The 23,237-nt window shown below is 68.8% G+C and carries 16 protein-coding genes and 2 pseudogenes; 9 read left to right on the top strand and 9 right to left on the bottom strand.

The window, feature by feature from the left end; all coding sequences use genetic code 11:
• Positions 1-7 precede the first annotated feature (7 nt).
• Positions 8-880 carry an alpha/beta fold hydrolase gene (locus OG507_RS35290; RefSeq protein ID WP_327371153.1) on the bottom strand — a complete coding sequence of 291 codons (873 nt, stop codon included), beginning with the start codon at positions 878-880 and terminating at the stop codon, positions 8-10.
• Between the two features lie 614 nt (positions 881-1,494).
• Here OG507_RS35290 and OG507_RS35285 point away from each other — a divergent pair.
• From OG507_RS35285 to OG507_RS35245, 9 genes are all read left to right on the top strand, one after another.
• Positions 1,495-2,355, top strand: a complete 861-nt coding sequence (locus OG507_RS35285) for a LysR family transcriptional regulator (RefSeq protein WP_327371152.1) — start codon at positions 1,495-1,497, stop codon at positions 2,353-2,355.
• Between the two features lie 438 nt (positions 2,356-2,793).
• On the top strand, positions 2,794-3,972 hold the full coding sequence (locus OG507_RS35280; protein WP_442811126.1) for an MFS transporter: 1,179 nt from the start codon (positions 2,794-2,796) through the stop codon (positions 3,970-3,972).
• A 213-nt stretch (positions 3,973-4,185) separates the two neighbouring features.
• Positions 4,186-5,301: a helix-turn-helix domain-containing protein gene (locus OG507_RS35275; RefSeq protein ID WP_327371151.1), complete on the top strand. Its 1,116-nt coding sequence runs from the start codon at positions 4,186-4,188 to the stop codon at positions 5,299-5,301.
• A gap of 385 nt (positions 5,302-5,686) precedes the next feature.
• Entirely contained in the window at positions 5,687-8,440 is a 2,754-nt protein-coding gene (locus tag OG507_RS35270; RefSeq protein WP_327371150.1) for a helix-turn-helix transcriptional regulator, read from the top strand.
• An 85-nt stretch (positions 8,441-8,525) separates the two neighbouring features.
• On the top strand, positions 8,526-9,293 hold the full coding sequence (locus OG507_RS35265; RefSeq protein WP_327371149.1) for an alpha/beta fold hydrolase: 768 nt from the start codon (positions 8,526-8,528) through the stop codon (positions 9,291-9,293).
• A gap of 247 nt (positions 9,294-9,540) precedes the next feature.
• On the top strand, positions 9,541-10,791 hold the full coding sequence (locus tag OG507_RS35260; protein ID WP_327371148.1) for a sugar ABC transporter substrate-binding protein: 1,251 nt from the start codon (positions 9,541-9,543) through the stop codon (positions 10,789-10,791).
• Between the two features lie 19 nt (positions 10,792-10,810).
• Positions 10,811-11,800 (top strand): carbohydrate ABC transporter permease, encoded by a 990-nt coding sequence (locus OG507_RS35255; RefSeq protein WP_442811125.1) that lies wholly within the window; start codon positions 10,811-10,813, stop codon positions 11,798-11,800.
• Positions 11,801-11,811: 11 nt separating this feature from the next.
• Positions 11,812-12,627: a carbohydrate ABC transporter permease gene (locus OG507_RS35250; protein ID WP_327371147.1), complete on the top strand. Its 816-nt coding sequence runs from the start codon at positions 11,812-11,814 to the stop codon at positions 12,625-12,627.
• Between the two features lie 259 nt (positions 12,628-12,886).
• Positions 12,887-13,930: a helix-turn-helix domain-containing protein gene (locus OG507_RS35245; protein ID WP_327371146.1), complete on the top strand. Its 1,044-nt coding sequence runs from the start codon at positions 12,887-12,889 to the stop codon at positions 13,928-13,930.
• Between the two features lie 99 nt (positions 13,931-14,029).
• Here the strand turns inward: OG507_RS35245 and OG507_RS35240 are convergent, their stop codons facing one another.
• From OG507_RS35240 to OG507_RS35205, 8 genes and pseudogenes are all read right to left on the bottom strand, one after another.
• Entirely contained in the window at positions 14,030-14,887 is an 858-nt protein-coding gene (locus OG507_RS35240) for a helix-turn-helix domain-containing protein (RefSeq protein ID WP_327371145.1), read from the bottom strand.
• A 106-nt stretch (positions 14,888-14,993) separates the two neighbouring features.
• Positions 14,994-15,191: pseudogene (locus OG507_RS35235) on the bottom strand (alpha/beta hydrolase fold domain-containing protein); the annotation flags it as partial.
• A 175-nt stretch (positions 15,192-15,366) separates the two neighbouring features.
• Entirely contained in the window at positions 15,367-16,362 is a 996-nt protein-coding gene (locus OG507_RS35230; protein ID WP_327371144.1) for an alpha/beta hydrolase, read from the bottom strand.
• A gap of 100 nt (positions 16,363-16,462) precedes the next feature.
• Positions 16,463-19,225 carry an AAA family ATPase gene (locus OG507_RS35225; RefSeq protein ID WP_327371143.1) on the bottom strand — a complete coding sequence of 921 codons (2,763 nt, stop codon included), beginning with the start codon at positions 19,223-19,225 and terminating at the stop codon, positions 16,463-16,465.
• 541 nt (positions 19,226-19,766) lie between these two features.
• Positions 19,767-20,381, bottom strand: coding sequence for an FMN reductase (locus OG507_RS35220; RefSeq protein ID WP_327371142.1), 615 nt, complete (start codon positions 20,379-20,381; stop codon positions 19,767-19,769).
• The gene (locus OG507_RS35215; RefSeq protein ID WP_327371141.1) at positions 20,378-21,463 is read right to left on the bottom strand and encodes an LLM class flavin-dependent oxidoreductase; all 1,086 of its coding nucleotides are present in this window, start codon (positions 21,461-21,463) and stop codon (positions 20,378-20,380) included. Before OG507_RS35215 ends, OG507_RS35220 begins: the two co-directional genes overlap by 4 nt.
• Before the next feature lie 185 nt (positions 21,464-21,648).
• Positions 21,649-21,786, bottom strand: a pseudogene (locus tag OG507_RS40565) (macro domain-containing protein); the annotation flags it as partial.
• A 12-nt stretch (positions 21,787-21,798) separates the two neighbouring features.
• The gene (locus OG507_RS35205; RefSeq protein ID WP_327371140.1) at positions 21,799-23,214 is read right to left on the bottom strand and encodes a phytoene desaturase family protein; all 1,416 of its coding nucleotides are present in this window, start codon (positions 23,212-23,214) and stop codon (positions 21,799-21,801) included.
• Positions 23,215-23,237: the final 23 nt, after the last annotated feature.

Below are 23,237 nucleotides of genomic sequence, written 5' to 3'. Positions count from 1 at the left end.
GACCGTGTCAGGGGCGGACGGTCGCTCGCGCGGCGTCGCGGATGACGTCGGTCACCACGCCGGGCCGGGTGATGAGGGACAGGTGACCGGCGTTGACCTCGGTGATGTGAGCCCCCGCACGGTTGGCCATGGCCAGCTGCTCAGCCGGGGGGATGACGTGGTCGGCCGTTCCGACCACGGCCCAGGAGGGGATGGTCTTCCAGGCGGGCGTACCGGAGGGCTCGGATCCGGCACTGACCGCGAAGGGGCGCTGACCGGCCGCCAGGAGCTGGGCTTGAGCACTGGGGACACCGTTGGCGAAGCAGTCCGCGAATCCCCGATAAGCGCCGCCCGGCGCGACCTTGAGATAGGCGTCGTAATCGCCCTCAGGCGCACCGGGGTACTGCACCAGGTTCAGGAACGTCGACGGGTCGGCGGTGACGCACGAACCCGGCTTGGCGGCGTTGATCTCGAATACGGTCTCGCCCTGGGCGGGGATGTAGGCGTCGTCGTAGACCAATGCCTTGACATTGGGATTGCCCGCCGCGGCGTTGGTGATGACCACGCCGCCGTAGGAGTGGCCCGCCAGGACGACCGGGCCCTTGATGGTGGCCAGGTAGTTCTTCAGGGTCTGCGCGTCGTAGTCGACGCCGCGCAGCGGGTTGGGCGGGGCGACGACGGTGTATCCGTCGTGCTGGAGGCGGCTGATCACCGGGTTCCAGCTCGACGCGTCCGCCCACGCACCGTGTACGAGGACGATCGTCGGCTTGGGACCGCGGTCCTTCGCGGTGGTGGCCTGCGCGGCCTCCTGGGTGGCCGGCACCAGCGCCCCGGCGACGGCCAGGGCGCATGCGGCGGCCAGCACATGGGACTTGCGCAGTCGTCTTCCTCGGAATCGCATGACGGAAGTCCTTTCGGTGGCCCTGTCATGGGCCGTGTGAGGTGAGGTCACCGAGCGCCGGCGCGGCATCGGTGCAGATACGGTGTCGGGCACGACCAGGACGGTGAGACCAACGCAACGGTGCGTCCCGGGGAGGTCCTGAGAGGCAGCTCGCCCCACGTCGTGGCCTTCGCTGTTACACCGGTCCATCCGGCAGAACGACCCGGATCACATGCAAAGTGCTCCGGTGCCGTTGCTCACACGCTAGGACCCCGGAGTGAGCAGTAGTCGCCCACACGTGCACCGCCGCTGTACCAGCAGTGCACGGAAGGCAGCGTCCCTGCCGAGTGACGGGATTGCATGAAAATGCCGGTGCGCTGTGAGTACGGAATCCCTGCACGGAGCGGCACACTCTTCCGGCCCCAACGTGCCTCGGTCGGGCCGCCCGCCACTCAGAACCGAGTCGGCGACGACCGCCGGCCGGCAGCAAGGGTGTCCGGGCTTGCGCGCGCCGCTTCACCGTGAGCGAGCCGGGGTGGTCAGGGCGTCATCGAGAAGCCGCCCGGTGGGATGATTCGAGGTGTGGTCGGTCTCGTAGGGAAATGGCAGCCTCGTTCGTCTGTCCGGGAGTAGGCATGGATCTGCGTCAGATGGAGGTTGTCGTCGCAGTCGCCGAGGAAGGCGGGTTCACGGCGGCCGCGCGGCGTCTGCATGTGGTCCAGTCGGCGGTTTCCGGCACCGTGCGCGCACTGGAGAAGGAACTCGGAATCCGGCTGTTCGACCGCACCACGCACCGGGTGGTCCTGACCACGGCCGGTGAGGACTTCGTACCCGCCGCCCGTGCGACCCTGCGGGCGGCGGAGCAGGCACGGGCAGCGGCCGACGCCGCGCGGGGCGAGCTGCGGGGGCGGGTCACGGTGGGCACCATGCAGGGCGTCTGGGGTGACCTGCACCGTGCCCTGGCCGCTCTGCGGGCTCAGCACCCGCGCGTGGTGGTCAGGCTCCGGCAGGCGGCGGTGACCGACATCCGGGAGATGCTCCGTGACGGATCGGTGGACTTCGCCGTGGTGGACTTCGACCGCCAGCAGCAGCGCGGGCTGGTGACCCGGCTGCTGGCGCGTGAGGAGATGGTCCTTGCGGCCTCACCCGCCCGCTCCTTCAGCAGGGCCGACCAGGTCACCAGCGCCGAGGTCGCCGGGATGCCGTTCATCGACTTCGCACCGGGCTGGGCGGTCCGCTACGCGGTGGACCGGACCTTCCGGGCCGCCGGAGTCGAACGCAGCACGGTCTACGAGGTCAACGACATCGTCGCGGCGTCCGAACTGGTCCGGCACGATCTGGGGGTCTGCGTCATGCCGGAGTCCATCGCCGCCCGCTTCCCCGACCTCGCCCTTCGCCGGTTCGACCGGCACGTGCCGCGCTGGAACGTGATGGTGGTGCGGCCCGAGGGAGAAGTACCGCCTGCGGTCGCCGCACTGCTGCGGCACATTGTCTGACGGTTCGTCTGCTGCGTCGTGCCGCACCGTCAGGATGTCCCACGCCATCGTCGGCTGAGGCGCCTCATACCGGGTGGCTCTGCCGTGCAGGTGGAGCTGCCGGCGCTCACACAGCTGCGCGCCCACTGATTGGGCGGACATTCCCAGGCGGACCAAAAGTGCCTCTACCGCTTCCACGCCGGCCACCTGGACGGGGTCCCCATGGTCATCTCCAGAAGAGATGACTGACATCCGGAACCATCGCGGTGGGTGAGGAAGCAAGGAGAGCCGCCCAGCGCTTATCCCCCTGAGAGCAGCGAGGATGCCGCTCGATCGTCGCCAAGCATTCTGCCGAGCCGGGCCAACCGGCTCCCCGTCCCGAGGAAGGTCCCCGTGTCCCAGTCATCCGCTTCGCGCACGTCAGACGGTGCCGCGACCAGCACCCCACCCACCCAGGGTGTGCCGGGTTGGTTGGTTGTGCTTCTGGCCGTTGCCTCCGGTATGACCGTCGCCAACCTGTACTACGCCCAGCCCCTGCTGTCCACGCTGAGCGGCGTCTTCCACACCGGCACGGCCACGGCCGGTGCACTGATCACGCTCACCCAGGTCGGCTACGTGATCGGCATGCTCTTCCTGGTCCCGCTCGGCGACCGCCTGGAAAAACGCAACCTCGTCACCGCCCTCCTGACCATCACCACCCTCGCCCTCCTCGCAGCCGGACTCGCCACCAGCTTCCCCATGCTGCTCATCGCCTCCCTGATCAGCGGCGCCACCTCCGTCGTCGCCCAGATCCTGGTCCCCTACGCCGCCGGCCTCGCCCCCGACCACACCCGCGGCCGCATCGTCGGCCGCGTCATGAGCGGCCTGCTCACCGGCATCCTCCTCTCCCGCACACTCAGCAGCCTCGTCTCCGACCTCGCCGGCTGGCGCACCGTCTTCCTCGGCTCCGCCGCCCTCATGGCCCTCCTCGCCATCGCCCTGCGCATCACCCTGCCCCCGCACGCCCCCACCACCACCATCCCCTACCACCACGTACTGCGCTCCACCATCCAACTCCTGCGCACCCACCCCCCACTCATACGCCGCGCCCTCTACCAAGCAGCCATGTTCGCGGCCTTCAGCGCCTTCTGGACCTCCATCTCCTTCGTCCTCACCGGCCCCCACTTCCACTACACACCCACCGGAGTCGGCATCTTCGCACTCGTCGGCGCAGCCGGCGCAGCCATCGCCCCCACCGCCGGACGCTGGGCCGACCACGGCCGCACACACCCCATGACCGCCATCGCCCTCGCCACCGCCGCCATCGCCTTCGCACTCGCAGGCCTCGGACAACACAACATCATCCTGCTCGCCCTCGCCGCCATCCTCATCGACATGGCCGTCCAGACCACCCTCATCCTCGGCCAGCACACCATCTACCAACTCGACCCCCACGCCCGCGCCCGCCTCAACAGCGCCTACATCGCCATATTCTTCATCGGCGGCGCAATCGGCTCCCAACTCGGATCCACCCTCTACAACACCCACGGCTGGACCGGACTCACCATCCTCGGCACCGCCCTCCCCCTGCTCGCCCTCCTCTACTGGACCACCGAACGCCACACCACCCGACGCAAGGCCGCCCCTGCTTCCAGGTGACGGTTGCCGCCCCGGTCAGCGCCGGCCATGAGAAACCAACGGGCACGGGGTGACTCCGAACCCGGTGCGGCCCGAGGAGGACGAGCGGCCTGCAAGACGGCGAACGGGCAAGCCGTCCGCCAGACCGGCCCTAGTTAGCGTATTCACGCGATGTGTCGGCCCGAGCCCGCTGGCAGGCTGCCCGGAAAGCAGACCGCCCGAGAGGTAGAGATCATGGCGCCGAATTCATGGACGCAGGAACCCGAGCAACTCTCGGGCACCTTCTACACCACGGATTCGGCGCCCACCCACCAGAAAGAGACGTACTGGCGCGAAGCCCTGTCCCAGACATTCGCCGCAGTAGACATTGTCGTCCCGGACGGGAACTGCTCGGGAACCATCCGAACGTCCTGGCTGGGCCATTTGCAGGTCACCACGGTGGACGGCGGTCCCATGCGGGCCCAACGGACTCCGCGGCTCATCGCACGAGGTGATGACGAGCAACTGGTCGTCAAGCTCTTGGCCAGGGGTGTCGCCACGGTCGAGCAGGACGGCCACGAGGCCGACCTGCAACCCGGGGAGATCGTCTTGTGCGACATGGCACGCCCGATACGGATGGAATTCCCCCATCCGTTCCAGACGAAATCGCTCATCCTGCCGCGGCGGCTCCTGGGGCTTCGAGAGACCGACCTGCGGCGGATCACGGCGATACCCCTCCGCCCCGGCACAACGATGGGCTCACTGCTGCCCCCTTTTGTGACCAGGCTCGTGGACACGGCGGCAACGTGCGCGTCGCATACCGGTGGGATGCTGGCCGGCACCGTCATCGACCTTCTCACCATGCTGGCCGAGGAACGGCTTCGCCAGGAGGCGGGTGACGCGCCGAGCGTCACCCGGCTGCTGGAGATCCAGACGTTCATCGACCGGCACCTCGCCGATCCGGACCTGGCGCCGGAGGCCATAGCCCACGCCAACCAGATCTCCGTCCGCTACCTGCACAAGCTCTTCCAGACCGACGACATCACCGTCAGTCAATGGATCCAGCGCCGCCGGCTGGAGGAATGCCGACGCGAGCTGGCCCGCCGCGAGGCGGCGAGCCAGACCATCGCCGCGGTGGCTCGCAAGTGGGGATTCACAAGCGCCTCCCATTTCAGCCGGACGTTCCGGGCGGCTTACGGGATGTCCCCCGCCCAGTGGCGGGATCCTGCGGTACGAGCGCCTCGTGTGCCCTCGTTGCCGAATGACGCGTCAAGGGTGCCGGAGGCCTCGGGGGCGCAACGATGCCGGCGTTCCGGCCTGCCCCCGGTCCGGCGTCATGTTCACCTCGCCGGCCAGGGGGCGTCCGAATAATTGATCTTGTGGCTGGTCGTGGTGAGCTGCCGGATGCGGCGTGGGATCGGACAGCCCCGTTGTTGCCAGAGGCGGATTCGCCGACCGCTGCCTCGCCGGACCCCGCCTCGCCTCGCTCATTCTCCGGCCCCGCCAGCCATGTTCCGCCCTGAGCCCCGCAAAGCCCGGTCCGGCTCCTGCCTGCGTGAGCGCGACTCCGGCCACTCGACCCATGCACCGGATGTACGCTGGGCTGCCATTCTTGCGACAGTGGACAGTCGGCGCGCCGTCCGTGCCTGCCGGAGCCGCCACCCGGCGCCCACGGGCGATGCCGGGGCGCGGAGTCACCATTTCGCATGGGCAGAGCCCGGCTCCGGCCGACGAGTGCGGATCGGGAGGGACGAACGTGGCGGGGTCCGACAGATCGCTGTCCCGATCCGGTCTGCGCGGCCGGGAGGGCGAGCTCGAAGGGCTGCGGGCACTGATCGCCTCGGTGGCCCGCACCGGAAGCGGCGCGCTGGCCCTGATCCGGGGCGAGCCGGGCATCGGCAAGACCACACTGCTCGCCGAGGCCGTCGCCGGGGCCGGGGCAGCAGGATTCTCGGTCGGCCTCGGCAAGGCCGATGAGCTGCATCACATCGTGCCGCTCTCGTCGCTGGCGGCCTGCATTCTGCACGGCGATCAGCCGCTGCTGTCCGGCGATGCCCTTGTCGATCTTGAGCGCAATCACGATCAGCGGATCTGGCTGGTGGAGCGCCTGGCGGAGGCGATCGAGGTCAGAGCCGGCAACGTGCCGATGCTGATCGCCCTGGACGATGTGCAGTGGGCCGATCCGCTCAGCCGGTTCGCCCTGAAGCAGCTTCCGGCGCGCCTGCGGACCTCGCCGGTTCTGTGGATGCTTACCGGACGGCAGGGACCCGATGGGCCGGCGGAGGAGATCGTCGCAGCCGCGACAGGGGAACTACCCACGATCACCGTGCAATTGGGCCCGTTGTCCTGCTCGGCCATCCGTCAACTGGCCGACGACACCCTGGGCTCATCCGTTGACGAGCGGGTGAGGGACCTGCTCGACGGAGCGGGCGGGAACCCGTTCCTGGCGGTCGAGATGCTCGCCGGACTGCGGGCCGCCGACAACTCGGGAGAGATCGTGCCCCCGGGGCTCGTGGTGGGCGTGCGAGGCAGACTCAAGTCCCTGCGGCCCGGCACTCTGCGCTTCCTCCAGATCGGAGCGGTGCTGGGACGCAGGTTCAGTTTCCACGACGCCGCCGCGCTCTGCGGCCGACCGACTGCCTCGCTGATCGATGCGCTCGAAGAAGTGGTGGGGGCCGGACTCCTGAACGATGACGGCGACCATCTGGCCTTCCGGCATGACCTGCTGCGCCAGGCGGTCTACGTCGGCATTCCGCCGTCGGCCCGGAAGGCACTGCACCGAGAGGCAGCCAACCACCTGGTCTCCGTGGGCCACCGGCCGATCGACGCGGTGTCGCACATCCTCAGGGGCGCCCTGCCCGGAGACGAGGAAGCGGTGGCGCTGTTGCGGCGAGCCGCTGACGACGCACTGCCTGTCACGCCCGGCCTCGCGGCCGACCTCATGACACGCGCACTGGAGTTGGTGCCGTCCGCACGGCCGTTGAGCTTCGAGGTGGGTGAGCAGGCGATCGTGTGCCTGACGCGGGCCGGCAGGAGTCGAGAGGCGCTGTCGACCGGCGATCGGCTCCTGGCCTCAAGACCGCCCCTGGCGGCGTTCGGTCGGCTGCAGGCCGCCCTCGGCGGGGCGCTGTGGAACATGGACCTCGCCGACGAATTGCGCCGCCGGGCCGAAACGGCCATCGCGGTCGGGGGCGCCGCCCCGGAGGTCGGTGCGAGGCTGGCCGCCCTGCGCGCGCTGGCCTTGTCCCGGGGTGATGATCTTGTCGCGGCGCGTGAGGCCGGCGAAGACACGCTGCGTGCCGCGATCGAGATCGGCGACCGGGAGGCACACGTCCTGGCCCTGTCCGGACTCGGCGAGACCGCGCTCAACGCGGGTGAGCCTGCCATCGCACTCGGGCGCTTCACCGCGCTCACCGCCGTCGATTCCGCCTTCCTTCCCGAGGAGATCGTCGCGTACCAGCACCTGGACGACTTCGAGTCCAGCGAACGGCTGCTCTTGCGGGCAGCGGGGAATTCCGGCTCGCCCCGCCAGGCGATGCTGCTGTGGGCACAGGGCCAGCAGCATCTGGAGCTTGGCAGGCTCGACGACGCGGAGGCCGACTTCGTGACAATGGAGCGGCTGGAAGACGACGTACAGGTACCCGTCCAGCAGGTCAACGCTCGCGTGATCCGTTCCCGGATCGCCCTGCTGCGCGGCGACCGGGAAGCGGCCCGGCAGCACCTGGCCGCAGCGCGAGAAGGACTGGCCGTCAGACCGAACCCGGGGAACACTGCCGCGGTGCGCTTCCTGGAAGCGGTCCACGCCGAGGTCGACGGAGACACCGGACTTGCCCTCGTAAAGATCCGGCAGGTGCAGGAGGAAGGTTCCTTCATGCGCTGGCGGCTGTTGCGTACCTGGGTCGATTCCGCGATACGCATGGCCCTGCGAGGCGCGGATCACGAACTGGCCGCGGAACTGGCCGCACAGGCCAAAGCCCACGCCGGACGTAACCCTGCCGTGCCTACTGCCACGGGCATCGCGGCGCAGGCCCACGGGCTCGTCAATGGCGATCTCGCCCTGCTCGAACACTCCGTGGCACTACTCAGGGCAAGCCCTCGCCCGCTGGTCAGAGCCGCCGCATACGCCGACCTCGGACAGGCCCTGTTGACGGCAGGCCGAAAAGCTCGGGCTGTGGAAGCCCTGACGCACGCCCACGGCATATTCGCCGAGTCGAGCGCCCACGCCGCCGCGGCACGCGTACAGAGCTGCCTCGATGGTGCCGGGGTCCGCAGCCGCAGGACCGCGACCCCGCAGCGCCCCGTCCAAGGATGGGGCGCCCTGACTGCCTCGGAGAAGAAGGTCGCGCGCCTCGTCGCCGAGGGTCACACCAACCGGTCGGTCGCCGGCCTGCTCACCGTCTCCCCGCACACGGTCAACACCCACCTGACCTCCGTCTTCCGCAAGCTGTCGGTCAACTCCCGAGTGCAGCTCGCCAAGCTCGTCATGGCCTTGGCCCTGCCCGACAACTGAGCGGACCGGGTGGTACGTTCACGCGATGCCCGCGACCGCCGATCGCGCTTGGATGGAGGACCCCACTCAGTCAGAGGCCACCGACATGCAGAGACCCACCTCCGTAGCACCGACCATCGTGCTCGTACATGGAGCGTTCACCGACGCCTCATGCTGGGCGGGGATCACCAGCCTCCTTCACGCCGCCGGACTGACCGTGCGCGCCCCCGCGAACCCGCTGCGAGATCTGGAGCGGGACGCCGCCTACCTCAGGAGCGTGGTGCGCCGGATCGACGTACCCGTCGTACTCGTCGGCCACGGCTACGGCGGCGCGGTCATCACCCATGCCTCTACCGACACCGACAACGTCGTGGCGTTGTGCTACGTGGCTGCGTTCGGCCTGGATCACGGGGAATGCGTCCTGGACGTCACAAACCGCTTCGCCCCGACGCCCGCGACCGATGCGACCTTCACCGCCACCCTGCCCGCCCGGATTCCCACCGCCCCGGAGAGCGAGCTGTATATCCGCAGGGACCGGTTCCCCCAGGTGTACGCCGCCGACCTGCCGCCACGCGTCCAAAACGCGATGGCCGTGACGCAACGCCCGATCGCCAGGAGCGCGCTGACCGGTAGATCGGGCCCACCGGGATGGGCCTCCAAACCGTCCTGGTACGCCATCGCGACCGCCGACCAGGTACTCAATCCCACCGCTCAGCGGTTCATGGCGCAGCGCATGGCGGCCACCGAGTACTTGCTGGACGGTTCGCACGCCGTTGTGCTGTCGCAGCCCGGAGCCGTAGTGGCGATGATCACGGAAGCCGCCTCGCAGGGCTCTGGTCACGGCGATGGCGAGGGGCATCCACAAATCTTCTGAGCAGGTGGAGGAGTCGACCGCAGAGTCCTTTCGGAAGTGCACCCTCCCCCCGCGCCCCTGGTGCGCCCTCCCCCGGCCATGCCCTGGCGGTCAGCAGGGTCATATAGCATCCCTTCGAACAAAAGACGCCGGTATGGACCGTCTCATCGGCGCCCCGGACGCCTGGCCTTCGCCAGGCTCCCGCTGATCGAGTCGCGGTGGACGTCCGGGACTCCGGCCGCGGACGTCACTCGTGAAAGGCATCAGCATGATTTCCCCAGTCAGGCCGTCGGCACGGCGGATCACCGCCCTCCTCGGAGCCATCGCCCTGACACTGACTGCCGGCGGATGCGGCGGCGGCCCTGGAGCCGGACCCGCCACAGAGAAGGTGACCTCCATCACCGCTCTGGACTACTACACCGACGCGACCGAACACGCGCAGTGGGACAAGCGGCTCAACGCCTGCGGCAGGACCGCCGGCGTAAAGGTCGAGCAGAGCAGTGTTCCGGGAGCGTCGCTCATACCCAAGACCCTGCAGCGGGCGTCGTCGCGGACCCTTCCCGACCTGTTGATGCTGGACAACCCCGACCTGCAGCAGATCGCACAGACCGGCGCGCTGACCCCGCTGGACCAGTACGGCATCGACTCCAGCGGCTTCGCCGAAGGCATCCTGTCTGCCGGCACCTACAAGGGGAAGGTGTACGGACTGGCGCCCACCGCCAGCACGATCGCCCTCTTCTACAACAAGGACATGCTCTCCGAGGCCGGTGTCGCCGTACCGAAGACCTGGGACGAGCTGAAGGCGGCAGCGGCCGAGCTGACCGGCCCGGGACGCTACGGCATGGCGGTCGACGCGAACGCCACGTTCGAGGGCACCTGGCAGTTCCTGCCCTTTCTCTGGTCCAACGGCGGGGACGAAAAGCACTTGGACACGCCGCAGGCCGCGCAGGCACTACAGCTGTGGGTCGACCTGGTGAAGAGCGGATCCATGTCGAAGTCGGTGCTGAACTGGACCCAGGCCGATGTCCACGACCAGTTCACGGCCGGCAGGACAGCCATAATGGTCAACGGTCCCTGGCGGATCTCCGCGCTGAACAAGGACAAGAACCTGCACTGGGGTGTGGCCCCCATCCCCGTCCGCCAGAAGGGGCAGACCCTTGTCACACCGCTCGGCGGTGAGGTGTGGACGGTCCCGCAGACCGCTTCCAAGGCCCGGCAAAAGAAGGCCGCCCAGGTACTCGCGTGCCTGAACGACTCCACGCACATGCTCGCCCTGGCTGAGCAGAACTTCACCGTGCCCTCCCGCGCCCCGGTTGCCTCCCGGTTTGCCGAGCGGGTCCCTTCGATGCATGCCTTCGTCGACAGCGTCGAAGGGGCGCGAGACCGGACCGGCGAACTCGGCGTCGAGTGGCCCGGAGCAGCGACCGCCATATACACCGCGATCCAGTCCGCGCTGACGGGCGAGCAGACGCCGGAGGAAGCACTCAAGCATGCGCAGCAAATGGCGAACGGTGCCTGATCTGTTCCCGGCCCTCCGGATGAGCACCGTGCGGGAAGACAGCGCCGACGCCGCCGAGACAACACCCCCCGTCGGCGCGGAGCAGCAGGACGAGGACGTGCACAACAGGGACCGGACCGTGGCCCGGGCACGTGTCCGGGAGTCGATCGCCCACTGGATGTTCGTCCTCCCCGCCGCGGCATACCTGCTGCTGTTCTTCGGCTACCCGCTCGTCAAGAACGTCGTGATGAGCTTGCAGCAGTACACGACCACGACCTTCTACACCGGTGCCGCGCCGTTCGTGGGGCTGCAGAACTACTCAGAGATCCTTTCGTCGGACCTGTTCTCCGAGGCCGCGCTGACCACGGTCCTGTTCACCGCCGGCTCGATAGTCGGGCAGTTCGCGTTCGGCCTGGCCTTTGCCCTTTTCTTCCAGCGTCGCTTCCCGCTCGGCGGCATTCTGCGGTCTCTGCTGTTGCTGCCGTGGCTGCTGCCGCTGGTCGTCTCCGGAGCGACGTGGAGGTGGATGCTCGACACCGACAGCGGGGTCGTGAACGACGTGCTGCGCAACCTCCACCTGTCGTCCGGCGTACCGTGGCTCACCGGCACCTCACAGGCGCTCGTGTCGGTGACCCTCATCAACATCTGGGTCGGAATCCCCTTCAACACCACGATCCTCTACGGCGGCCTGCAGGAGATCCCGACGCACCTGTACGAGGCGGCGAAGCTGGACGGTGCCGGTCCACTGGCGTCGTTCCGCCATGTGACCTGGCCACTGCTGCGGCCCGTGGTCGGCGTCGTGCTGGTGCTGGGCGTGGTCTACACGGTCAAGTTGCTCGACATCATCCTCGTGGTGACGGGCGGAGGACCGGCCAACGCGACGCAGACCATCGCCACCCACTCCTATGACCTGGCCTTTCAGCAGTTCGACTTCGGACGCGGCGCGGTGATGGGCAACATACTCATCGTCATCTCGCTCGTCTTCGCCATCGTCTACCTGCGCGCCAACCGGCGCGCCCGGAACAGCTGAGCGGCGACCCCATGAAGCGCGCAACCAAACGTGGCTGGCCGTCCACAATCATCGGGATCGTCCTGCTCGCACTCATGCTGTTTCCCGTCTACTGGATGGTGAATGCCTCCCTCCAACCCACCGGACTCCCCCTGCAGGGAGACTGGTTCCCCTTCCACCCGGACTTCGGCGGATACGCCACTGCACTGCGCGATCAGGGGGACAATCTCGCCACCAGCCTCGTCGTGTCTCTGGGTAGCGTTGCGCTCAGCCTCGGGCTCGCCGCCCCTGCGGCCTACGCGCTGGCCCAGTTCCCCGTCCGAGGGACCGACCTCGTGCTCTTCGGCATCCTGATCACACAGATGGTGCCGAGCATCGCCGTCGCCAATGCCCTCTACGTCGCTTACAACGACCTGGGACTCCTGAACTCCTACCTCGGGCTGATCCTCGCGGACTCCACCGCCGGGGCCCCCTTCGCGATCATCCTTCTGCGGTCGTCCATGCAGGGCATTCCCCGGGAGATCATCGAGGCCGCGCGAGTGGACGGTGCCGGGAGGCTGCGCGTCCTGCGCGCCGTGGTGCTCCCGGTGAGCGCGAACTCATTGATCACTGCCGCCCTCTTCACCTTCCTCTTCACCTGGAGCGACTTCCTCTTCGCGCTCACTCTGAACACCACGGATACCGTGCAGCCGATCACCCTGGGCATCTACCAATACGTCGGCGCTCACACGAACCAGTGGAACGCCATCATGGCCACCGCGGTTCTGGCATCTGTCCCGGCGGCCGTGCTGCTCGTCGTCGCTCAGCGTCACGTCGCCGCCGGCGCCGCCGACGGAGCCATCAAGTAGCGGGTGGCACTGCACAGAGGGAACACACCCTGTGCACTGGCGTTCAACAACGACCCGCGGGCCGACCTTAGTGTCAGCACGTAAGCAGCTGTTTCCCGCGCCGGCCATGCCGAGCGCCGTCCCGTGGGAATTGACGACGCCTTCGCCGGCCAGGGGCCGTCCGCACCTCTGATTCGTGAGTCGCTCAACGACGTGCACGGGCCGGACATGCGCATCGTCGATCCACTCATATCCGTGTCATATCCGTGCAGGAGGTCCCATGCCTGTCGTTCTCTCGACCACGCCGCTGTCTCCGTCCGAGCGGGCGGATTGTTGGCACGAAGCGGTCTCGAACACGTTCATACCGCTCGGGGTGAAGCTACTGGAGCATGAACCCTCGGCGGGGACGATATCGAGCGAGCGGTTCGGTTCGCTGCAGATGGCCGTGGTACGGGCAGGCCCACAGGTGGTCACGCGCACTCCACGCCTGATCTCCAGGGACGGCGAGGAGTGGATCACCGTCGCACTTCAGCACAGCGGGAGCGCCGTGCTCGAACAGGACGGCAGACAAGTTCTCCTGCGGCCGGGTGATTTCGCCATGTCCGACTCCGGCCGGCCCTTCCGGAAGGCACTGCCGGAGGAGTTCGGTTTCACAGCATTCCACCTGCCCCGTAAGGATCTTCGAGTCCCTGAGCAGGACCTGCGGGCGCTGACCTCCACCGTCTTCCCCAGCAACGGAAGCAGCAGCGGACTGGTGGCAACGTACCTGACACGCCTGGCTCGGGGTATGGGGACCTTCGATGTGTCTGTCCGACGCAGGCTGGGCACCATCGCGACGGACCTCCTGGCCTTGCTCGTCCAGGAGCGGTCCGGAAAGCTGAATCCGCAGGTGCCGGACTCGGCCAACGCCGTGCTGGCGCTGATCAAGGAATACATCGTTCGGAATCTGTACGATCCCAGGCTGTCACCGGAGGTGGTCGCGGCCGCGCACCACGTCTCGGTCCGGTGTCTCCACAAGCTCTTCGAGCATGAAGAGACCACTGTGAGCCGCTGGATCCGGCAGCAACGACTGGAGCGTTGCAGGCGGGATCTGTCGCAGGCGGCGGGTATGACCTCCACTGTGGCGGCGGTCGCCCTGCGCTGGGGCTTCGTGAGCCCCAGCCACTTCAGCCGCGTCTTCCGCGCCGCTTATGGTGTGTCGCCCCGCGAATGGCAGATGGCCGAGCAGACGCGTCGAGGCGGCCCGAAGCAGAAGCGCGGGAAGCTCGTGCCGTCGATGACGGGCTCGGAACGGCGGGGTGAAGAGGCCGCCGAGGCAGCCTGAGGGCTGTGGATGGCAGATCCACGTGCAGGCGGCGCGAGAGCACTCGATGGCCGAAGATCAGCCGGCAACCGGGGCATTGGTGACCGGGGAGCCGACGCTTTACGCTGCCAGTGCCCGCCATTCGCTGGGGGAAATGCCGTAGGCGTCCCGGAAGGCCCGGCTGAAATGCGACGGGCTGGTGAAACCCCAGCGATGCGCCACAGCGGCCACCGTGGTCCTCCGGTTGGACATCCGGCCCAACTCGTGCCTGCAGGAGTCAAGCCTCCGCTGCCGCACCCACAGGCTCACCGTGGTGCCCTCATTCTTGAAGAGCTTGTGCAGGTAACGGACGGAGATGTGCTGCGCGCGCGCAATCGATTCCGGTGACAAGTCCGGGTCCGTCAGATGCTCTTCGATGAAGGTGCGGATCCGGCACAGCATCACGCTGCCGGCCTTCGATGTGTCGGATGCATCCTCATTCCCCGTGTCCTGAAGAAGTGCCATGACGAGTACGGCGATGAGATCCACGGCACTGCGCGCGAGCCGGTCCCCGATCAACGAACCGTGGAACTCCGCCTCGGCGGCGAGCGCGGACAGGAAGTCCGATGTCAGCGCGCCCATTCCGTCGCCGCCCGGCACAACCACCCCCACGACGCGGTCCAGGTCCGACGCCGAAATCCCCAGGTAGCAGCGAGGTATACGGAAAACCGTCATCCGGCAGTCGTCGCCGAACTGCCGGAAGCGGCGCCGAGCCGGATCGCAGAAGACGATGTCGCTCGGCTCCAGGAAGACCTCGTCCCCGTCCCCCGTGATCGCGACCGCCCCGCGGGCAATCATTCCCAGGTACAGGAATTCATCGTCCCTCCCGTCCGGCACCGTAGAAACGATCTGGATGCATCCGTATTCAACACAGCGGACGGAAGAGGGATTGTTCGGTTCCGCCATTTCGGGGACGCGTGACATCACTGACTTGGCCATAAGATCTTCTCCACTGCAGCACGGAGGGCAGCAAGGTTCGAGGAAAGGCGAATGCGCACATGCCCAGCCGGGGCATGGAAATGAGTCGGTCATCGACATTTCAGGAATGGATGGTGTTCTGGTAGCGCACGGCCGCAGTCGGCACGCCGGCGTCGCGCAGCTCGGCGGCGTACGCCTCGCCCTCGTCGCGCAGGACGTCCGCCTCGGCGACGATGACCAACGCCCGCGGCAGCCCGGCCGGCTCCTCCGGGTTCGCCCGTAGCGGTGAGGCGGTGATCTGCGCGCGGCCGCTTCGAGAACCGGTTCGGCTGTGGAACATGCTGCTCTTCCCATGTACAGGACGTGCCGCCGCAGGCGGCCTCACATCCTTCACCCTGGCAAGCGCCTGTTCCCCAGGCATCAGTAATTTGACGGTCGATTTCTGACGGCCGCGCGAACAGGCGCGCGGCCACCGCCTGCGTCGTACGTGGAGTCGGCCGTCAGCGCCGGTCGGACAGGGCTTCTCCGAGGAAGCGGCCGCCCTGCCTGATCGCGGCCCGCGTGATCGGGCTGTTCCGCAAGGGGTTCAGGGAGACGAAGTCGTGCACCGTTCCCAGATAGCGAACTGCGGTCACGGGCACGCCTGCCAGCCGCAGCGCGCGGGCGTACTGTTCGCCCTCGTCCCGTGCGACGTCCGCTTCCGCCGACACGATCAGGGCGGGAGGCAGTCCCGCGAGGTCGGCCGTGCTTGCCCGCAGCGGCGAGGCCGTGGGCTCGGCGAGCTCACTCTCCTCGTCGGTGTACTGACGCCAGTACCACTCGACGGCCGCGCGCGTCAGGAGATAGCCGGACTCGAACTGTTCTCGCGACGGGGTGTCGGCATGCGGGTCGGTCATCGGGTAGTAGAGCAACTGCGCCCGGATGCGGGGGCCGCCGCGCTGCTTGGCCAACATCGTGAGCGCCGTGGCCATGGTCGCGCCGGCGCAGTCACCGGCCACCGCGAGCCTCCGGTCGTCCAGGGCCAGTTCGGCAGCCTGCTCGACCACCCACGTCAGTACCGCGTACGACTCCTCCAGCGCGACCGGATACCGGGCTTCCGGGGTGCGGGTGTACTCGGGCACCACGAAGGCGGCGGCACTGGTGGCTGCCAGCTCGCTGATCAGCCGTGCGTGGGTCCGGGCGTCGCCGAGCATCCACCGACCGCCGTGCATGTACACGACCACTGGAAGGGGACCGGTCGGCCGCGTCGGCCGGAACATCCAGAAGCCGACGAGCCCGGAGGGACCCACAGGCGCCACCCTGAACTCGGCGTCCACGTCGAAGTCGTCGAGCGTGTGGCCCTGTATCTCCAGCAGTGCCTGCCGTCCGTCGACAGGGCCCAACTGGTGCAGATAGGGCGGTCCGGCCGAGGCGTCGACGAGCCGCTGAACGAGGGGGTCGAGGACGACGGCAGGACGGTCGTGTCCGCCGGTGTCCGTCGCGGAATCGGAGTTCACGGGCTTCCCCACATAACGATCAATCGCCTCTAGGCTCCCCCGACGGCCACGAGACATGAGGCTGCCCGTGGAAGCACCACCGTACGGCTCACCATAGCGGTCACCAATCTTCGAAGAGACCGCGGAGCTGGTTGCGGCTGCTGACCCCCAGCTTCGGATACACGTTGTAGAGGTGGGAACTGACCGTACGAGGGGACAGCATCAGCTGCTCGGCGATCTCCCGGTTGCGTAGCCCCCGTGCCGCCAGCCGTACGATCTCGCGCTGCTGGGCGGTCAGCTCCGCCAGCGGGTCGGCCTGGGTGGGCGCGGTGGCCACGCCGCTGGCCCGCAGCTCCACGCGTGCCTCCTCGGCGAGGCCCGACGCGCCCAGCCGGGTGAACGATTCCAGCGCCGTGGCCAGGAGCGGACGGGCGTCCAGAGGGCGCCGCCGCCTACGCAGCCACTGCGCGTAGTGGAGCCTCGCCCGTGCCCGGGCGAGCGGCCACTGATCACCCACCGGGTTGACCGTGGCGAGCCGGAAGTGGTGTTCGGCGTCCTTGGGCTCGCCGGTCAGCGCGGTGGCGTGGTGCAACAACAGGGTCATCCGGGTCGTCGGCTGCGGCCCGATCGCGGCGCGCACCGCCTCGACGATGCGTGCCGTCTCCTTCTGCCGACCCGTCCGCTGGGCGGACGCCGCGAGGTCGGCGACCGAGTGGCGGGACAGGAAGAAGTGCACAGGTTCGCCGTCCTGCCCGAACAGTGCCCGGAAGTGACGGAACGCGCCGTCGAAGTCGCCGACCGCCGCGGCACCGGTGCCGGCGGCACGCAACAGGCGTGCGTGCGTGGCGCGGTTCTCCTCCAGGACCACCGTCGTCCATGCGGGGTCGGACGGTGTGTCGACGGCCTGACCGCGCAGGGCTCGCAGGGTCGTTCGCAGCGCCGCGACGTCGATCTCCAGATGCCTCAGCTTGTGGACGGCCGCCAGCGTCGCGGACTTCTCCAGAAGCGTGTCCGCCTCGGTCCACCGCCCGGTGTCGATCAGCGCCGAGCCCATCGCCGCGAGAGTGGTCGCGGCAGGGCCCAGGGAGCCGTACGCGGACAGCATGGCGTACGCCTGCCGGAAGGACTCCACGGACAGGTCGGACTCGTCGGCGTACCAGGAGATGCCGCCGAGCGCGAGCAGCCGGGTCAACTCCGCGGCTCCCGCCGTCGGCTCAGACGTGCCCGGGCGTCGGCGCAGACGGCTCAGCAGCTCGGGGGCGTCGGACGGGTCGGCTCCGGCCAGGGTCACGGCCCGTACCGCGTCGGAGGCACCGGCCGTCGCCGGCTCGAAGTAGGGCGTATCACTGTTCCCGGTCTCGATCCCGTCCAGGAGAGCTGCGACCGGACGTCTGAGCTCCGGCAGACCCGACTGGAACGCCACCGACTGGAGCGTGGACACCAGAGCCAGCACGGTCGCACTTTCCCGGGGCAGGTCCGGCTCCAGCCTGCTCATCACCACCTGGAACGCCTGCCGCTGGTGGCCGAGCAGCGACAGGGACATGCCTGCGCCGCAGGCCGCGAGGCACAGCAGGTCCGGGTCCTCGGTCAGCGCAGTGACCTCGTTGTAGAGCTCGCCTACCCACGTAGGGTCACCGACGCTGTTGGCGGCATGGAGAGCCCTGGCATACCGGCGCGCCCGGCCCTCGGTCGTCGGGCTGCACTCGGCGGCCCGTTCCAGCGCCTGTGCCGCCGCGAAGATGCCGCCGCGCCGCTCGGCGAGCTCGGCGGTGTCCTCCAGGGCCGCCGCCACGGACTCGTCCTGGCCGAGGCATGCGGCGGCCAGGTGCCAGGCCCGGCGGGCGGGATCGGCCGCGAGGGCCGCCGCCAGGTCCCTGTGGGCCTGCTGCCGGAGATGGACCGGAGCTCCGTGGTAGGAGCCCGCGCGCGCCAACGGATGCCGGAAGACCACTCGCCCGTCCACCACGGTCACGAGGCCGGCCTCCTCGGCCGGGGCCCATGCCCCGAGATCCGGCCCCGCGTCGGCGGCGGCCATGATCGTGCCGAGGTCTTCGTACTCCGACGCCGCGGCGTACAGGATCAGCCGCTGGGTCGTCTCCGGGAGGCCGCGCAGGCGGGAGGCGTACAACGCCTGGATGCGTTCCGTCTGCGGCAGCCCGCTGCCCGGCAGTGCTCCCGTACCGCCTGTTCCGGCCGCGCGGCAGAGTTCGATGACGGCCAGAGGATTTCCGCGGGCCTGACGCAGCAGCTCGATCCGTGTCCGGCCGGTGGGCACCTGTCGCTGGGCGTCCAGGAGTTCGGCCGCTGCCCGTTCGGTCAGCGGCCCCAGGCGCAGAGTGGGAAGATCCGCCGCGACGCCGTCCGGGGGAGTCTGCCCGCGTGCCGCCAGCAGCACCGGCACAGCCTGCGCCCCGATACGGCGCATCACGAAGCCCAGAATGTCGAGCGAGTCGCGATCGAAGTGCTGGACGTCATCGACGGCCAGCAGAATGCGCTGCCGGCGGGAGACCTCGGTCAGCAGCGTCAGGACCGCCATATGCAGCGGCATCGGGTCGAGCGGTCCCTCGGCGGGAGCGATACCGAACGCAGTTTCGAGCGCTCCTCGCAGATGGTCGGAAAGCGTGCCGACATCGGGCAGGAGAGGGAGAAGCAACTGATGCAAGGACGCGAAGGACTGCCGCGATTCCGCCTCGCTGCCCTGGGACGCCAGCACGAGCATTCCGTTGTCCCGCGCGTGGTCGGCGGCTGCCGCCAGCAGCCTCGACTTGCCGGTGCCGACCTCACCGAGCAGCAGCAGCGTCTGCGGTTCGCCGTGCCCCGCCTCGACGATGTCCAGGACCTGAGAGATCTCGGCCTGCCGGCCGACCAGTGGTGTGACGGCCACGGGAGGGCGCGTGACGCTATGCCTAACCCCCATGCTGGACCTCGGTCACGACGACCGTGGAAGACGTCGGGAGGACGTCATCGAACGGTTGGCGCGCGATGGTTCCCTCCTTCTGCATTCCCGGAGCCTCACGACGAAACCGCCATGCTTCGCAGGCGTCCAAGATCTCCTCAGCGGCATCGGAGAGCGCGCTCATTTCGTACGCCGATCGTTGACCTTCTCAGGGGTGATTTCTCCGTACATATCCTATAACAGCCCAGGCCAGCGCCTTGTCGATGAGCGTACGAGGTGTTGCCTGCAAGAAGAGCAGGATGCGGAATTCGCCGGTTCACGAACTCCACCGGATGTGCCCCCGGTCGGTGGGGTCTCAGCGACCTCCGGAGAAGGTCCCACATGTGGTCCGGAACATCCGGCCGAAGTGGGCGAAACTCGTCCAGACCCAAAGCATGCCACCGAAATGGTGGCGAAACCCGCAGCCTCCTGACGCCCCCGGCTCGGTCGGCGAATCCGTGTGCCGCTCGGTGGCCCGCCGGGGTCGGCCTCAGTCGAAGCGCAGGTCGGAGAGCTGCCGTTCGAGCACGGTGATGTCGTCCTCGGGCGTCTCCTCGACCGGGCGGGCGGCCATCAGAGCGGCCAGCTCGCCGCCCGCCCGCCGTATGCGTGCGGGCAGGCCCTCGGTGTACTCGTCCCCGCCGGATCCCCAGTCTTCGGACGCCGCGTACACCGCGGTGGGCACGACAGTGGCGCGCAGGTAGGCGAAGAGCGGGCGCAGGGCGTGCTCAAGGACCAGGGAGTGGCGGGCCGTGCCTCCCGTCGCCGCGACAAGGACCGGCTTCCCGGTGAGGGCGTCCGGGTCGATCAGATCGAAGAAGGACTTGAACAGCCCGCTGTAGGAGGCGGTGAACACGGGAGTCACGGCGATCAGGCCGTGGGCGCCCGTCACCGTGTCGATGGCGGCGGCCAGCTGGGGCGACGGGAAACCCGTCACGAGGTTGTTGGCCACGGCGACTGCCAGTTCCCGCAGCTCGATGACGTCGACCCGCACGTCATGACCCCGGGCGGCGAGGTCGGCGCGGGCCGACTCGGCGAGACGGTCGGCGAGCAGGCGTGTGGAGGACGGGGTGCTCAGCCCCGCGGACACGGCGACGAGGTTCATGCGGCGGACACCTCCTGAACGGTCCGCAGCGACTCGTGGGTGGGAGCGTCCGGCACGTCGGCCGGGCGGCCGATCGCGAACTCCTTCCGCAGCACGGGCACCACCTCTTCGCCGAGGATGTCGATCTGCTCCAGGACGGTCTTCAGGGGCAGACCCGCGTGGTCCATCAGGAACAGCTGCCTCTGGTAGTCGCCGACCGACTCACGGAAGGACAGCGTCCGCTCGATGACCTGCTGGGGGGAGCCCACCGTCAGCGGAGTCTGCTCGGTGAACTCCTCCAGCGAGGGCCCGTGCCCGTAGACGGGCGCGTTGTCGAAGTAGGGGCGGAACTCTCGTACGGCGTCCTGGGAGTTCTTCCGCATGAACGCCTGTCCACCGAGGCCGACGATGGCCTGCTCGGGCCGGCCGTGCCCGTGGTGATCGAACCGTCGCCGGTAGAGCTGAACCATCCGCCTCGTGTGCTCGACGGGCCAGAAGATGTTGTTGTGGAAAAAACCGTCGCCGTAGAAGGCCGCCTGCTCTGCGATCTCGGGCGAGCGGATCGAGCCGTGCCAAACGAACGGCGGTACGCCCTCCAGCGGCCGGGGCGTGGACGCGAATCCCTGCAAAGGCGTGCGGAACCTGCCCTCCCAGTCCACCACGTCCTCGCGCCACAGCCGACGCAGCAGCGCGTAGTTCTCCTTGGCGAGGTCGAGGCCCTGCCGGATGTCCTGGCCGAACCACGGATACACCGGGCCGGTGTTGCCGCGCCCCATCATCAGGTCGACCCGGCCGTCGGCCAGGTGCTGGAGCATCGCATAATCCTCGGCGATCTTCACCGGGTCATTGGTGGTGATCAGCGTCGTGGCAGTGGAAAGGATCAACCTCTCGGTACGGGCAGCGATGTAGCCGAGCATCGTGGTCGGCGACGACGGCACGAACGGCGGATTGTGGTGCTCGCCGGTCGCGAAGACATCCAGGCCGACCTCCTCCGCCTTCAGCGCGATGGCGACCATCGCCTTGATGCGTTCATGCTCCGACGGGGTACGGCTGTTGGTCGGATCGGGGGTCACGTCCCCCACAGAGAAAATTCCGAACTGCATGGGGCCTCTTCGTTCCGGCAACTGTGTGGATGCCGGAAATGTAGGCACCAGTCGGACGACTTTCATGCCTGTGCGTGCAGGAGAATTTGCCCGTCAGCGCCCTCTCGCATCCCGCGTGGCGGGCCGCCCGCTGTGCGACCGCGAGCGTGCGGCATCGGGCCCATGACCGCTGTTTTGGCTGGTCATGGGCCCACGGTGTGAATGACCCATCGGGCGTCGAGTTTTCCGGCGGTCGTGGCGACCGCCTGGCCGGTGCGCAGGTACCGGGGTGACGGTGACGGCCTCGGGTGTGCGCATGCGGACATGATGCCGCGTCCCCGTCGGCCCCGCGGTGTTCAGCTCGCCCGCAGCCTGCGCCAGACGGCCTTCGCCGCATGGTGTCCGGACATGCCGTGCACGCCCGGTCCGGGCGGAGTGGCCGAGGAGCACAGGAACACCGCCGGATGCGCCGTCGCGTAAGGCACCCGTGCGAGCTTGGGCCTTATCACCGTCTGGAACCCGGAGAAGGCGCCGCACGCGATGTCGCCGCCGACGTAATTGGCGTTGCGCGCCGCGAGTTGGGGCGGCCCGGCGACCGCCCGGGCGAGCACCAGGTCGCGGAAGCCGGGGGCGAAGCGCTCCAGTTGCCGTTCGATGACGTCGGTGGCGTCGCCCTCCCAGCCCGCCGGGACATGTCCGTACGCCCAGAAGACATGCCGGCCCTCGGGCGCGCGGGACGGATCGACCAGGCTGGGCTGTGCGGTGATCAGGAACGGCACGCGCGGGTCACGGCCCGCGACCGCGGCGCTCAGCGCGGAGTCGATCTCGCCGGCCGTGGGTCCGATGTGGACCGTGCCGGCCCGGCGGGCCTCCTTCGCGGTCCAGGGGACGGGGCCCGACAGCGCGTAATCGATCTTGAAGCAGGACGCTCCGTACCGATAGCCGCTGTAGGCACGGCCCAGCCCGGCGATGCGGGCGAGGGCGGTCGGTGAGGTGTCGAAGATGTAGGCGCGGGCGGGCGGGAGTTCGTCGAGGCGCTTGACCTCCGTGCCGGTACGGATCGTGCCGCCCTGTTCCCGTATGTACGAGGCGAGGGCGTCGGAGATGGACTGCGATCCGCCGCGCGGCATCGGCCAGCCCTTCTCGTGCGCGGCGAGGGCGAAGAGCAGGGCGATTCCTCCGGTGGCCACGCCGTTGACGGGGGCTATGGCGTGGGCGGCGAGCCCGGCGAACAGGCCGCGCGCCTTCTCACCGCGGAAGCGGCGGGAGAGCAGCGTCGCGGGCTGGAGCGCGTCGAGCCCGAATCGCACCCAGCGGTACGGGTCACGGGGCAGTCCGTCCCACGGGGTGCGCAGGAAGTCCTGGGCGAGGGTGTCCCAGTGACCGAGGTACGGGGCGACGAGTCTGCGGTACGCCCCCGCGTCCTGGGCGCCCAGCGACATGGCGCTCTCCCCCACGGACCCGTTGAGCACGGCGGCCGAGCCGTCCGGGAAGGGGTGGGCGAGCGCCAGCTCGGGCTGGAGCCACTCCAGGCCGTGCGCGGCCAGCGGCATCCCGGCGAACGCGGGCGAGCCGATGCCAAGCGGGTGGACGGCGGAACAGGGGTCGTGACGGAAGCCGGGGAGGGTGAGCTCCTCGGTACGGGCACCGCCTCCGACGGTCCCGGCCGCCTCGAAGACCTCCACGGCGAAACCGCGGCGGGCCAGTTCGGCCGCGGCGGTCAGTCCGTTGGGCCCCGCCCCCACGACGACAGCATCAAGCATCGACGGCACCTTCGGACTCCTTCGTCAGCCGA

Origin of the sequence: Streptomyces sp. NBC_01217 (assembly GCF_035994185.1) — a bacterium.
GTDB lineage: Bacteria > Actinomycetota > Actinomycetes > Streptomycetales > Streptomycetaceae > Streptomyces.
This window is presented reverse-complemented; position numbering and strand designations above follow the sequence as displayed.

Coding starts and splice junctions, on each gene's coding strand:
- OG507_RS35290 (WP_327371153.1), bottom strand. CDS start 880: ATGCGATTCCGAGGAAGACGACTGCGCAAGTCCCATGTGCTGGCCGCC.
- OG507_RS35285 (WP_327371152.1), top strand. CDS start 1,495: ATGGATCTGCGTCAGATGGAGGTTGTCGTCGCAGTCGCCGAGGAAGGC.
- OG507_RS35275 (WP_327371151.1), top strand. CDS start 4,186: ATGGCGCCGAATTCATGGACGCAGGAACCCGAGCAACTCTCGGGCACC.
- OG507_RS35265 (WP_327371149.1), top strand. CDS start 8,526: ATGCAGAGACCCACCTCCGTAGCACCGACCATCGTGCTCGTACATGGA.
- OG507_RS35260 (WP_327371148.1), top strand. CDS start 9,541: ATGATTTCCCCAGTCAGGCCGTCGGCACGGCGGATCACCGCCCTCCTC.
- OG507_RS35255 (WP_442811125.1), top strand. CDS start 10,811: ATGAGCACCGTGCGGGAAGACAGCGCCGACGCCGCCGAGACAACACCC.
- OG507_RS35250 (WP_327371147.1), top strand. CDS start 11,812: ATGAAGCGCGCAACCAAACGTGGCTGGCCGTCCACAATCATCGGGATC.
- OG507_RS35245 (WP_327371146.1), top strand. CDS start 12,887: ATGCCTGTCGTTCTCTCGACCACGCCGCTGTCTCCGTCCGAGCGGGCG.
- OG507_RS35240 (WP_327371145.1), bottom strand. CDS start 14,887: ATGGCCAAGTCAGTGATGTCACGCGTCCCCGAAATGGCGGAACCGAAC.
- OG507_RS35220 (WP_327371142.1), bottom strand. CDS start 20,381: ATGAACCTCGTCGCCGTGTCCGCGGGGCTGAGCACCCCGTCCTCCACA.
- OG507_RS35215 (WP_327371141.1), bottom strand. CDS start 21,463: ATGCAGTTCGGAATTTTCTCTGTGGGGGACGTGACCCCCGATCCGACC.